Genomic DNA, 13,122 nt, shown 5'->3' with positions numbered 1-13,122 from the left:
AACGTGCAGATGATCCAGGGGAAGGTGGCGATCGTGACCGGTTCGACGAGTGGCATTGGGCTCGCCGTCGCGAGAAGGTTGGCGGAAGGTGGCGCAGGCATCGTCCTGAACGGCTTTCGTCAGGCCGGCGATGTCGAGCCGCTGTGCGCGTCGATGTCGAGTGAGTTCGGCGTACCGGTGCTGTACAAGCGAGCTGACATGAGCAATGCGGACGAGATTGCCGCGATGGTTGCGGACACGGAGCGCGAGCTCGGGGCTGTCGATATTCTTGTCAACAACGCGGGGGTTCAGCACGTTGCGCCCATCGATGAGTTTCCAGTTGTCCAGTGGGAACAGATTCTGGCAATCAACCTGTCGTCAAACTTCCACACCATCCGCGCCGCGCTGCCTGGGATGAAAGCCCGTGAGTGGGGCCGCATCGTCAACATCGCCTCTGCGCACGGGCTGGTTGCCTCACCGTTCAAGTCCGCGTACGTCGCGGCCAAGCATGGGGTGTTGGGTTTGACGAAGACGGTGGCGCTCGAAGTTGCAGAAACGCCGATCACATGCAACGCGATCTGCCCTGGCTACGTCAGGACGCCGCTTGTCGACGGACAGATCCGGGATCAGGCAAAGGCACACAACATGAGCGAGGATCGCGTCGTTCGGGAGGTGATCCTTGCCACCCAGCCGAACAGGCGATTTGCCGAAGCGGATGCGATCGGCGACACGGTGCGATTCCTGTGTTCGTCGGCGGCGGATTCGATCACTGGCATCGCGCTTCCGGTGGACGGCGGATGGACGGCACGATAACGGAGTAGCGATGAGCGAGAGAACGCCCGGATCATTCGCCGCATTCCCTGACGGCGAGCGCAGCAAGTGTGTGTCGGCGACCGATGCGGTGCGGCTGATTCGACCGGGTGCGACCGTCGCGACCGGTGGATTCGTCGGGATAGGTTTTCCCGAGGCGGTCGCGGTCGCTCTAGAGTCCCTGTATCTCGACGCTGACGTACCCGTCGAGCAGAAGCCTGCGGCGCTCACGTTGGTGTACGCAGCCGGGCAGGGCGACGGACAGACAAGGGGCCTCAATCACTTTGGACATCCTGGGCTCATCAAGCGGGCGATCGGTGGCCATTGGGGGCTCGTTCCCAAGCTACAGAAACTCGCGCTCGACGAGCAGATCGAAGCGTACAACCTGCCGCAGGGTGTGATCGCGCATCTGTTTCGCGATATCGCAGCTGGAAAGCCGGGACACCTGAGCCGTATTGGTCTCGGCACATTCGTCGATCCCAGATACGGCGGCGGTCGGCTCAACGCGCGCACGGTAGAAGAACTCGTGTCGATCATGCAGGTGCGCGGCGAAGAATACCTGTTCTATCCGACGTTTCCCATCGACGTCGCGATTCTGCGTGGCACCACCGCGGATCCGGACGGCAACGTTTCAATGGAACGGGAGGCGCTGACCTTGGAAACGCTGTCGATCGCTATGGCTGCGCGCAACAGCGGCGGGCTCGTGATCGTCCAGGTCGAGCGGCTCGCAGCCCGCGGTGCGCTCAATCCGAGGCAGGTGAAGATACCGGGGATTTTCGTCGACTGCGTCGTGCTGGCGCCACCGGAGCAGCATCAGCAGACATTTGCGACCAACTACGATCCGGCCTACTCGGGTGAGTTGCGGGTGAGTATGTCCGGCACCCAGTCGATGCCGCTTGATACGCGCAAAGTCATCGCGCGCCGGGCCGCGATGGAACTCCATGCAGGCAGCGTCGTGAATCTCGGCATCGGGATGCCCGAGGGTGTCGCAGCAGTTGCGGCCGAAGAAAGAATTTCGGATCTGTTCACGCTGACCGCCGAACCGGGCGTCATTGGCGGTATTCCCGCTGGAGGCCTCAATTTCGGCGCGGCCGTCAATCCGCACGCGATCATCGATCAGCCGTACCAGTTCGATTTCTACGACGGTGGGGGACTCGATGTCGCCGTACTTGGCCTCGCGCAGGTCGATGCCGAAGGCAACGTAAACGTCTCGAAGTTCGGGACGCGGCTCGCTGGCGCGGGTGGGTTCATCAACATTAGCCAGAGCGCGAAGAAGGTAGTCTTCACTGGTAGCTTCATGACTGGGTACTCTGGGATTGCGGTCACAGCGGAAGGGCTGCGGATCGATCGTGACGCCTGTGCCAGGAAGTTTGTCGATATGGTCGAGCACCGGACCTTCTCGGGGAAACACGCGATCGAACAGAACCAGCAGGTGCTGTATATCACCGAACGATGTGTGTTCGAGCTGACACCGGACGGTCTTGTGCTGACGGAACTTGCCCCGGGCATCGACCTCGAGCGCGACGTACTGGCTCATATGGCTTTTCGACCGCGTGTAGATGGCCCGCGGTTGATGGATCCGCGGATTTTCCGCGAAGAGCCGATGTACCTGCGCAAGCTGCTAATCGATCTCCAGTTTGATGAACGGTTCGCTTACGACGTAGCAAAGAACGTGCTGTATCTGAACTTCGCGCAACTCGAGATCAGAAGCTCCAAATTGATTGAATCGATTTTTGCCAAAGTCTCTGACGTTTGCAGGCCAATCGCTGCCTCGGGCAACCGCGTTCAGGCGATCGTCAATTACGAAGGCTTCGTGCTGGATCGAGACCTCGAAGAGCTTTATTCGGAGATGGTGCAAACCTGCGTTGAACGCTATTACTCGAGCGTGACCCGGTTTACCACGAGCGCCTTCATGCGCGCGAAACTGGGCGATGCGCTGTCTCGACGCAAGCTTGCACCTTATATGTTCGAAAGTGAGTCGGAAGCAATCGACAATCTTGCCATGCTGCGGGAAGGACGGATGGGGCCGGGCCAATCGTGATGGCGCTCCACGCATCGAACGCTTCGTCAGGGCGGGCCCGTCCGTGTTGCTTATTGGCCGTCAGCCATGCAAGCGGCGCGCGACATCGGCGACCCGGGCGCCATACAGTTTCGCCGTTTCGAGATCGCCGGCTGCCATCTCGTCTGGACCAGCGTCGGCCGGTGATTGAGCCAGTACACCGACGGAGCCGCCCAGGTTATTGACGTCCTGTCGAGACGAGGATTTCGCGTTCGAAGGTAACAGCCCAAGGCTGACCCATACGCCACCGTGCTGGGATGCGAGGGTTTGCAGATAGATCAACGTGACCTGCTTGTCACCGTTGTAGCTGGCGCTGTTGGTAAAGCCACCGAAGACCTTGTCTTGCCATTCACGCGTGTACCACTTCTTCGAGGTGGCGTCGGCGAATTTTTTGAATTGCCAGGGCACCGAACCCATATAGGTCGGCGCGCCAAAGATGATCGCATCGGCATCGGAGAGCGCTGCCCAGCCTTGCTCGTCGACATTGCCTTCCTGGTCGACTGCAACGAGATGTGCATTCGCCCCTTCGGCGATTGCTTCGGCGACGCGCTTGGTATGACCGTAGCCGGAGAAGTAGACAACGATGGCGTTCGCCATGACTGCTCCTGTTGAGATATGGAAAACGGCGGGATGAAAGCGGCGAATGGTAGCGACTGGCAACACCGCGGACAAGAAGGAACCATGATGTCACCTAGTTACCCTGAGGAAACCGAGCTGCGGGAACTGACTCCCGCTGATGCTCAGACGAGTGCCGACCGGTCCGAGGCTTTTAGCGTCTATCAGGAGGGATGTCCTGCGCGATTGGTATTCGAGCGACTGGCCGACAAATGGGCACTGCTTGTAGTGAGATTGCTGAAATGTCGCCCGACGCGTTTCAACCAGCTTCGGCGCGAAATCGAGGGTGTTTCTCAGAAGGTGTTGAGTCAAACCTTGCGGCGACTCGAGCGCGACGGCCTCGTGAGTCGCCAGGTGATTGCGAGTACGCCAGTTGCGGTCGAATATTCACTCACCGAATTGGGGCGGTCCCTGGCGGAGGCAGTCGAGCCTCTGATTGCATGGGCGGTCACTCAAATCGAGGATGTGCTGGACGCTCAACATCGATACGATGCACTATCGGGCAAGCACAGCGAATAGCTAGGGACTCGCAGCATCAGACGTGTGCTCGTTCGAGCGCGATTGCCTGGTCGACAATAGCGATGCATCTGCCGCGACAGCGCGCCGCGATTTCGTGCGGCGCGCACGTTTAAGCCGACGCGTTAGAACTTGTGGCGGATCCCGATACGCACCGCGGTTTGGGCGTCAGTGCTGGACGGATCGCCGAGTGCAGCCTGTGCTTGTGCTCCGAACCCGTGATCATGTGCCAACGCGCCAACCAGATAGACATCGGTGCGCTTCGACAGGAAGTAGTCTGCGCTGAGAACCAGCTGATTTGCGCTGCCGACACCGTTGTTGCGGTGCTGATACTGGAAGCCGCCGGCCAACGACAGCGCCGGAATGACCTGATAGCTCGCGCCACCCTCGTAGGTCGTGGCGCGCGCCTTCGTCCCGCTCGACAACTGAACGTCCGTCACCAGAGCGAACAGCCGGGCCTTGCCGATGTTGTACGCCCCGCCACCGGCGATTTCTCGCGAGTTTGCGGTGCTGGTCGCATTATGGATCGACATGTACGCGAGCGATGCGCTAAACGGGCCATTGTCGTAGTTCACGACGAAGTTGCTGGAGCTGTTCGTCCCCATCGAACCGGCGACGTTGCCGAAGCCATACATCGCGCCAAAGCTAAAGCCGCCAAAGGTCGGCGATTGATACTTCACCGAGTTGTTGACCTCGTCGCCCCAGACACGGTTATCGAGCGTGTAACCGCCAGCTGCATAAGCGGGCAGGCTCCACGCGAGCAAGCCGGCCGGAGTGTTCGCGCCGATCGCGTAGGCGGGCAGGATGTCACCGATAAAATCGTACTGACGGCCCAGCGTCAACGTGCCCCAGCTATTGCTGAGCCCGACGAACGCTTGGCGACCGAACATGAGGCCGCCCTGACCCAATTGGCCATTGCCGACGTCAAAGCCATTTTCCAGCACGAAGATTGCCTTGAGTCCGCCGCCGAGGTCTTCCGTCCCCTTGAGGCCCCACCGGCTACCCTGGGAGGACCCCGAAACGAATTGCACTTCCGACCCGTGGCCAGTCGGTGTCACGACGTTGTTGGTGTAGGTGACGCCGGCGTCGATCAACCCATAGAGCGTGACCGACGACTGGGCAAAGGCGGAACTGCTGCAGAGCAAAGCGGCAGCCAAAACTTTCATTTTCATTAGGATCTCCAAATTAATCGTCGATGAAGTGATTGAGATGCTTGGTTGTATTTATTGAAAGCGGGAACGATTCATTTGAGCGAGATCGTGGTCATCGGGGCGAACTTCCCGCCCTTCGCTTCATACAGGGTGACATTCGCGGCGCGCAGGTCGCCCTTGTCGTCGAAGGCGACTTTCCCGGTCACGCCGTCGAAATCGACCTTTTTCATCGCCGGCAGGTAATCTGCAGGTGACGTCGAGTTCGCGAGTCGCATTGCGTTGATGAGCGCCCACGTTGCATCGTAGGAGTACGGGGCGAAGAGCACTACCGACCCGTACTTCTTGAATTTCTGCTCGAACGACTTGCCCTTCGGCATGCTTTCGAGCGGCTGGCCGGATTCTGCCGACACGGTGCCTTCCGCGGCTCCGGAGCCCGCGAGTTCAATGAACTTTTCGGTTTCGATCGCCGAGCCGACGAGCGCAGTCTTCATCGCAAGACTGGTCATCTGCTTACGCATCGGGCCTGCCTGCGCGTCGACACCGCCGTAGAAAATGGCCTGCGCATCTTTCGACTTGATGGAGGTCAAGATGCCGCGAAAATCGATCGTCTTGTCCGACACGTATTGTCGATCCACGACCTCTACGCCGGCGGCCTTCAATTCGTTCGCTACGACGTCTGCGAGGCCTTGGCCGTATGCGGTCCGATCGTCGACGATGGCCACACGCTTGTAGCCCTTCGTCTTCGCCATGTATTGGGCGATTGCACGACCAACGTAGCTATCGTCGCCGATGACACGGAAGGCCGTCGCGAAACCCTGTCGAGTGAGGATCGGATTGGTCGCGGACGGCGACACCTGCGGGATACCGGCATTCGAATACGCCTTCGATGCCGGGATCGTTGCTCCGGACGTGATGTGGCCGACGACGCCATTCACCTTCTCGTCGATGAATTTCTGAGCGATGGCGACAGCCGTTTTCGGGTCGGCTGCATCGTCTTGAGCGTCAAGGACGAAATGCACCGGTACACCCTTGATCTTGATGCCGGCGGCGTTTGCGTCGTCAATAGCCAGGCGGACACCGTTTTCTGCGTCCTTGCCTACGTGTGCAACCTGCCCGGTGAGCGGGCCGCCGTATCCGATGGTCACGGTCTGGTCCGCGTGAGCGAGGGCCGTGACAGCAGCCATGCAGGCCAGAGCGAGCGCGTTTTTCGTTGCCATTTGCATGTGGTTCACCTTTGCAGGGTATGTCTATGTAAAGAGACCTTCCACACGATGCGTGGCAAGCGATGTGGGAATCCGGTCAGTGGAACTGGACGAGCATGCCTGCGAGTTGATGCGCTGCGACCAAACCTCCGCAAATGGCGCCACAAACAGACAATGGACAGTTCTGTACGTAAGATAAGTATTTCAATATCTTTGATCAACGTCTTTCGGCGAACAAAGCGTAGTGGTTTACGCCCCTGCGGTATCCTTCGGTAACTAGGTGAGTCTGAGGTAGCATCGGCGAGCGTAAAAGCCTAGAATTCACGGGAAGTCGAGGCAGTTTCCTCGTAAGAATTTCGAGGTTGCTTGTGCACTGGACGCATACGATCGAGCGGCGTGTCACCACCGTGTCGGAACACCGTCGCGAGATCGTTGTGTTAATGGGCGATCCTGTCCATTGTCGGGCGCCGTCACGTCCGATCCGTGGAGCGACATATCTGCTTTGTGGGAGAGTGCGAAACAGGGGCAGAGCAGAGAGCGGTGATGTCTCTGCATGAGGCCGGGTGACAACCGGGAATGCTATGCTTGACCGCAATCAACTTGGACCAGTTACGAATGCAGCAGGAAAAAGTGAATGAGAAGCCGACCAGGAAGATGACCAAGGCAGCGCGCCCAGTCGTTGACCGTACCGTTTGGCTTGACGCGGCGAGGGCGATTCTGATCGAGCAGGGCGTTGATGCCGTCAAGGTCGAACCGCTTGCGGCGATGCTCGAGATCAGCCGGAGCAGCTTCTACTGGCACTTCAAGAATCGCCAGGAGCTGCTCGATGCTCTGATCGAGTACTGGACCGAGGTGAACGACCGGACACTGCGGGCGCTAGTGCAGCCAGATGATTCGAATCCGAAGGAGCGCGAGCAGCTCGCGAAGGCGCGCTTGCGGCAGTTGGTGAACCTCTTTATCGACGAGCGGCAATTTTCGTCGGAATTCGATATGGCTATGCGGGAGTGGGCGCGCAAAGACGCGGCCGTCGCAAAAGAGGTAGCGCGTATCGATCGTGAGCGTATCGCGCACCTGCAAAAGATTTTTCAGGACATGGGGCATTCGAAGCCGGATAGCCTGATCCGCGCGAAGATCCTCTATTTCCATCAGCTCGGGTATTACCTGACCGGCATCAAGGAAAGTCAGGCGGTGCGCACGCGCGTGGCGCCGCGGTACCTTGAGGTATTGAGCGGCATCAAGCTCTGAGCAAAAAAATGCGGCAACGGACATAGCGTCCGTGCCGCTCAAATCGGCTCTCGCACCGATGTAGGGTCGATAAATGGCCGGCCTCTCAGGGCCATTGCCATTGTTCCGATGACAGACGTTGGAGGATTGGGGGAATCAGGTCTTACCTGGACACCTTAGCGAATGCGTCTGCCACATATTCGACATTGTTCTCGTTCAGCCCTGCCACACAGATGCGCCCAGTCGATACGGCATACACACCGAAATCGGTTTGGAGCGCCGCAACTTCCTGCGTGCTGAGGCCGGTATACGCAAACATGCCGCGCTGCTTGACGATGTGATCGAAGTTGCGATCTGGCGCTGCTTGTGTTAGCGACGCGTGGAGCTTCTCGCGCATCGTGACAATGCGTGTTCGCATCGCTTCCAGTTCGTCGGTCCATTGCTTGCGCAGGGTGTTGTCCGACAACACGGTCGAAATCAAGCGCATCCCGTGCGTCGGGGGCGAAGAGTAATTTCGGCGAATCGTGAACTTGAGTTGCCCGAGCACGTTCGCGGTTTGCGCCGAGTTTGCGCAATGAATGGTCAAAGCACCGCAACGCTCACCATAGAGCGAAAAGATCTTTGAGAACGAACTACTGACGAGGAAGTTGACGCGCCGGCGTGCGAGATCGCGGACCACGAACGCATCCTCCTCCAGGCCGGCAGCAAAGCCTTGATAGGCGATGTCCACGAACGGGATCAAGTCGCGCTCTTCAACGACGTCGAGAATTTCTTGCCACTGTTCGCGGGTAGGATCGACGCCGGTCGGGTTGTGGCAACAGGGGTGTAGAAGGACGATGTCGCGCGGTTTGAGATTGCGCAGGTCCGCGATCATTCCCTGGAAATCGAGTCCTTTCGACTTTGCGTCGTAGTAGCGGTAACGGCCGACGGTGAAGTCTGCGCCTTCGAAGATGCCGATGTGGTTATCCCAGGTCGGATCCGTCACATGCACCGTGCTCGTCGGGAAGTGGTGGCGCAGGAAATCGGCGCCCACTTTGAGCGCTCCGCTTCCACCGACTGACTGCACGATTGCAAGCGAGTCGCGAAGCGAGTCAGCTTGCTCCCCGAACAGAAGCGCACCGACGTAGGAGCGATACACCTTATCGCCTTCGATCGGCAGGTAGGAAGTTGGCGCGTTTGCTTCGAAGATGCGAGACGCTGCTTCGCGAACGGAAGGCAGAACGGGGATGCGCCCCGCCTCGTCGTAATAGATGCCGACACCGAGGTTGACCTTTTGTGCGCGCGGATCGTGCGCGTACTTTTCCATGAGCCCGAGGATCGGGTCGCCGGAAAAGGGCTGAACATTCGAGAACATAGAAATCCTTCGATAAAAAGGTACAAATCTGGGCAGCACTTGAGGTTGCGAGCTTCTCGCCCCTTCGAATTCGCAAGCGCCGCATGGACGCTTGGTCTGGGTCAGGGAACGATCAACCGGCAGCCATCGGCGATTACTTTTCCGCTTCGCTGGTCAATGACCTCGACGCGCGCGCGAACTACCGGATGCGTTGCGAGCTGGTCGAGCGTGGTCGAGATGAATCGATCGATCGCTGAGCTGTCAGCCTTGAGCACGGCGTCGCGCATGATGCCGTAGTCCACGACGCCAGCAAGGTCGTCGTCTTGCGAGGTCGAATGTTCATACGGCACCCAGACTTCAACGTTGACAAGCGGCTTCGTCGCATGCCCGACATTCGTCGCTGCCCGGCAACCCCGCAGAAATAACCGGCGGCATTCGACCGACAAATCCTTCGACAAATGGGCGGTATCGATCATGGCGACGCCAGGTGCTTCGTGGTCAGTAATGGACATATCTGTACGGAGACTACATCCAAGTGGCGCGCGTATCAATAGGAAAATAAACCCTGTGGAATAAGCTTAGATCGCATGGTAACGTCCGCATCTTGTATTATGTACAGATATGTCCAATGTGCCGGAAGCGAAAGTGTGTGAGGTGACTATGAGTCAGGCAAAAGTGATCGATGGTGTAGCGGTGTCGAAACAACTGCGGGAAGAGGTCTCGAGCCGTGCCGCAGCATTGACGGCGCGTGGCGTCACGCCCGGGCTGGCGGTGTTGCTCGTCGGGGATGACCCGGCAAGCGCCGTGTACGTGAGAAACAAGGTAAGGGCCTGCGAGCAGGCGGGAATCTATTCGCGGCTTGATCGCCTCCCGGCTGTGACCTCGGAAGCGGAATTGCTAGCTTGTATCGAAGAATTGAATGCCGACCCCAGTATTCACGGCATCCTTGTTCAGCTCCCTCTGCCTGCCCATATAGACAGCCACAAGGTGATTGAAGCCATCGCGGCGGAAAAGGACGTCGATGGCTTTCATGTGGCCAACGCAGGCGCCTTGATGACCGGACAGGCGAAGTTCCGTCCTTGTACGCCATATGGCGTGATGAAGATGCTGGAGGCCTACGAGATTCCGGTCGCGGGCAAACATGCCGTCGTTATCGGTCGCTCGAACATTGTAGGCAAGCCGATGGCGCTGATGTTGCTGGAGGCCGGCGCGACGGTGACCGTTTGCCACAGCAAGACTGTGGACTTGGGCTACCACACGAAGTCTGCAGATATCGTTGTCGCAGCCGTCGGGAAGCGGGATGTCCTGACCGCCGATATGGTGAAGCCTGGTGCGACGGTCGTCGATGTCGGGATGAACAAAAATGATGAGGGCAAGTTGTGCGGCGATGTCGACTACGCGTCCGTGAGCGAGGTGGCGGGTCATATCACGCCGGTTCCGGGAGGTGTGGGCCCCATGACGATCACGATGCTTCTCGTGAACACTCTGGAATCCGCCGAACGAGCTGCGGGAAGTTGACGGCGGTTCCTGTGTTAAAGGCCGGTCGCGGTGACCTGCGACTGGGCCGACGTGTGCCGTATTAGTCCCTGACTGAGTTCGCTTTAGATTTGAATGGCTTATGCAGCTCTATAGTTACTTCCGCAGTTCTGCATCGTTTCGCGTACGCATCGCCTTGAATCTGAAGGGGCTTGGTTACGACTACTTGCCGGTACATCTAGTCCGTGGCGGGGGCGAGCAACTCTCGGCCGACTATCGGCGAGTGAACCCGGACGCGCTTGTGCCGACCCTCGTCGATGATGAGGTAGTGATGCAGCAATCGCTCGCCATCATCGAATATCTTGAGGAGCGGCACGCGACGCCGCCGCTGTTGCCGCCGGAGCCCGCGGCGCGTGCGCACGTGCGAGGGCTCGCGCTGCAAATCGCATGCGAAATCCATCCGTTGAACAATCTGCGCGTTCTGAGATATTTGAAGGGGGTGCTGCAAATCAGCGACGAAGCACAACGTGCGTGGTATCGGCACTGGATCGAAGCAGGCTTCGAAACATTCGAGTTGCGGCTTACGAACGATCCGCGAACCGGAGCGTTTTGTTATGGCGATAAGCCTACGGTCGCGGACATTGCTCTCGTGCCGCAGGTCTTCAATGCGCATCGATTCGAGATTGATACCTCCCGATACCCGACGTTACACCGGATCTACCAACATTCGATGGAGCTGCCTGCGTTCATCGACGCGTCTCCGGGACGGCAGCCTGATGCGGAATAGTCTGACGAGCTCATCGGCGAATCTGAGACATGGGGGCGGCACTGTACCAGCCCGCCTCGTCGCGTACAGGGCATTTCGGCCATCAATCTCCCCAAAATTCGGGGCAGAGCCTTTATCCGCAAGCGAATCGGTCGTCGCAAAAACATTAAACAAGTATTGCAACACGTAAAATGATCATCTAGACTGCGGTTATGGATCGTCGTAGACGATTGATTTGAAATGGTTTTTCAGGGTTTATACCTAGATCATGCCGCGTCACATTGACAGAGTCCCTGCCGACGATCAGACCAACGGGTGGAGTGCTTTATTGCCCACCCGCAAGAGCCGGACGCCGTTGTTTGGCGATCACGAGTTCGACTGGGTCATCGTGGGTGCTGGATATGCCGGTCTTGCGGCAGCAAGGGCGTTGGCCACGCAGAATCCATCTGACTCCGTTGCAGTGATCGAGGCGGGCGAAGTGGGCGAAAACGCGTCGGGGCGCAACTCTGGCTTCGCTATCGATCTGCCGCACGCGTCGGCCGTGTCGGAAAAATCTATCGAGGAAGGACGCAGTGCAATTCGAATCGGACGTTATGCGCTCGACGAACTCAATCGCCTGATCCTCGAGCACCACATCGACTGCGACTGGGAGCGACGCGGTCGATACCACGCGGCCGTGACCCCTGCGGTTGCCGATAGCGCGCTGAAGACGTATGCGTCCAACCTCGAGGCATGGGGCGAACCATATGAGTGGCTGACACGGTCGGAGCTCGGGGCGCGCCTCGGAACGCAGTATTACGGCGACGCCATCTATACCCCTGGAACCTATCTCCTGAATCCGGCCGCATTGGTCAGAGGCCTCGCGGACAGCCTTCCGGCCAACGTCGAGCTGTTTGAGCAGTCACCGGTTACGGAAGTGGAGTTCACTGGTCAATCGCCGTATGTCAAAACCGCCCGCGGTCGCGTTCGTTTCGGAAAGCTGATCCTGGCAGTCAACGCGTTCTCGCAATCGTTCGGGGTCTACAAGGAGCGTCAGATCCCCGTGCTGCTGTTCGCGAGTCTGTCCAGGCGTCTATCGGATGAGCAAATCGTGAAAATGGGCTACGACAGTTCTTGGGGAATTACGCCGGCACATGGTGTTGCCGGTTCGACTGTTCGTTTGACACGAGACAAGCGATTGATGATCCGCCAAGGATTCGAACATTCGCCGACGTTGCGCACGACGGATTCACGTCGCGAGCTGGCGCGAAAAACCCACGAACGGCTGTTGAGCCGCCGTTTCCCCCAACTAGGTGAAGTGGAGATCGAGCATTTCTGGATGGGCTGGCTTGCGATATCGCAGAACCATGCGCCGGCTTTCGGGCAGATTTCCGATAACGTCTACGCGACGTCGTGCTGCAACGGTTCCGGCATTGTTCGCCATACGGCTGCAGGGATGCTCATTGCGGATCTTGCGCTCGGTCGAGAGAACCCCTTGATTAATGATTTTCTCGCGCAAGGCACGGCCAACTATATTCCCCCGCGGCCCATTCGCGACGTCGGAATCGGACTGACGATTTCATGGGACACCTGGCGAGGGCGGGGAGAGGAGTGAGTTTCACGAATGAATGAACGATGGTTGACTGTTTGTTAAGCATTACTACGGAGACGATCCAAATGAAGGGCATTAGATTGATTAAGGGTAACGCCATCGCGACTGCGGATCGTGGCGGAGCAACCGATGGCATCGCGGAGATCTCATGGGCGATCGGCGACAACGAAGGCGCGGCATTGCCGTGCGGATTCGGGGCCTGGGATGAAGCTGTTTGCGAGCCAAAGACGCTCGGATACGACGAAGTGATCCTCGTTCTCGAGGGCACGTTCGGAGTCGAATCATCGGATGGCGCCCGGGTTCAAGGCAATGCCGGGGACGTTATCGAGCTCTCGAAGGGGGCTACCGTGAAGTACTTCGGTAGCAAAGCGAAGCTCTTCTTTGTGACCAACTGAGTAAT

13 protein-coding genes are annotated in these 13,122 nt (G+C 58.5%); 8 read left to right on the top strand and 5 right to left on the bottom strand.

Annotated elements, in window-relative coordinates; genetic code table 11:
- Nucleotides 1-9: 9 nt before the first annotated feature.
- A complete protein-coding gene (locus PL79_RS00555; protein ID WP_082088577.1) occupies nt 10-792 on the top strand; it encodes a 3-hydroxybutyrate dehydrogenase in 783 nt (260 codons plus the stop codon).
- A gap of 10 nt (nt 793-802) precedes the next feature.
- The gene (locus PL79_RS00550) at nt 803-2,830 is read left to right on the top strand and encodes an acyl CoA:acetate/3-ketoacid CoA transferase (RefSeq protein WP_044845807.1); all 2,028 of its coding nucleotides are present in this window, start codon (nt 803-805) and stop codon (nt 2,828-2,830) included.
- A 60-nt stretch (nt 2,831-2,890) separates the two neighbouring features.
- Here the strand turns inward: PL79_RS00550 and PL79_RS00545 are convergent, their stop codons facing one another.
- Nucleotides 2,891-3,445: a flavodoxin family protein gene (locus tag PL79_RS00545; RefSeq protein ID WP_044845806.1), complete on the bottom strand. Its 555-nt coding sequence runs from the start codon at nt 3,443-3,445 to the stop codon at nt 2,891-2,893.
- An 87-nt stretch (nt 3,446-3,532) separates the two neighbouring features.
- Here PL79_RS00545 and PL79_RS00540 point away from each other — a divergent pair, with 87 nt between their 5' ends.
- Entirely contained in the window at nt 3,533-3,982 is a 450-nt protein-coding gene (locus PL79_RS00540; protein WP_082088576.1) for a winged helix-turn-helix transcriptional regulator, read from the top strand.
- A gap of 122 nt (nt 3,983-4,104) precedes the next feature.
- Here PL79_RS00540 and PL79_RS00535 read toward each other — a convergent pair whose 3' ends face one another.
- On the bottom strand, nt 4,105-5,151 hold the full coding sequence (locus tag PL79_RS00535; protein ID WP_044845805.1) for a porin: 1,047 nt from the start codon (nt 5,149-5,151) through the stop codon (nt 4,105-4,107).
- Between the two features lie 71 nt (nt 5,152-5,222).
- The gene (locus tag PL79_RS00530; protein WP_082088570.1) at nt 5,223-6,353 is read right to left on the bottom strand and encodes a branched-chain amino acid ABC transporter substrate-binding protein; all 1,131 of its coding nucleotides are present in this window, start codon (nt 6,351-6,353) and stop codon (nt 5,223-5,225) included.
- Nucleotides 6,354-6,947: 594 nt separating this feature from the next.
- Here PL79_RS00530 and PL79_RS00525 point away from each other — a divergent pair.
- Nucleotides 6,948-7,577 (top strand): TetR/AcrR family transcriptional regulator, encoded by a 630-nt coding sequence (locus PL79_RS00525; protein WP_044845803.1) that lies wholly within the window; start codon nt 6,948-6,950, stop codon nt 7,575-7,577.
- Between the two features lie 142 nt (nt 7,578-7,719).
- On the opposite strand, the gene PL79_RS00520 is transcribed toward PL79_RS00525, so the two are convergent.
- Together PL79_RS00520 and PL79_RS00515 are read right to left on the bottom strand one after the other, a co-directional pair.
- Complete coding sequence (locus tag PL79_RS00520; protein ID WP_044845802.1) at nt 7,720-8,910, bottom strand: amino acid aminotransferase; 1,191 nt, start codon at nt 8,908-8,910, stop codon at nt 7,720-7,722.
- A gap of 101 nt (nt 8,911-9,011) precedes the next feature.
- Complete coding sequence (locus PL79_RS00515; RefSeq protein WP_135800918.1) at nt 9,012-9,365, bottom strand: hypothetical protein; 354 nt, start codon at nt 9,363-9,365, stop codon at nt 9,012-9,014.
- A 145-nt stretch (nt 9,366-9,510) separates the two neighbouring features.
- Between PL79_RS00515 and folD the strand changes: the two genes are divergently transcribed.
- The 4 genes from folD (at nt 9,511) to PL79_RS00495 (ending at nt 13,117) form a co-directional block, all read left to right on the top strand.
- Nucleotides 9,511-10,407, top strand: a complete 897-nt coding sequence (gene folD, locus PL79_RS00510; RefSeq protein WP_442861514.1) for a bifunctional methylenetetrahydrofolate dehydrogenase/methenyltetrahydrofolate cyclohydrolase FolD — start codon at nt 9,511-9,513, stop codon at nt 10,405-10,407.
- Nucleotides 10,408-10,507: 100 nt separating this feature from the next.
- Nucleotides 10,508-11,152, top strand: coding sequence for a maleylacetoacetate isomerase (maiA, locus tag PL79_RS00505; RefSeq protein WP_044845801.1), 645 nt, complete (start codon nt 10,508-10,510; stop codon nt 11,150-11,152).
- Between the two features lie 307 nt (nt 11,153-11,459).
- Complete coding sequence (locus PL79_RS00500; protein WP_235879170.1) at nt 11,460-12,725, top strand: NAD(P)/FAD-dependent oxidoreductase; 1,266 nt, start codon at nt 11,460-11,462, stop codon at nt 12,723-12,725.
- Nucleotides 12,726-12,787: 62 nt separating this feature from the next.
- A complete protein-coding gene (locus tag PL79_RS00495) occupies nt 12,788-13,117 on the top strand; it encodes a hypothetical protein (RefSeq protein WP_193759792.1) in 330 nt (109 codons plus the stop codon).
- Nucleotides 13,118-13,122: the final 5 nt, after the last annotated feature.

Origin of the sequence: Burkholderia sp. USMB20 (assembly GCF_000949135.2) — a bacterium.
Classification (GTDB): Bacteria; Pseudomonadota; Gammaproteobacteria; order Burkholderiales; family Burkholderiaceae; genus Burkholderia.
This window is presented reverse-complemented; position numbering and strand designations above follow the sequence as displayed.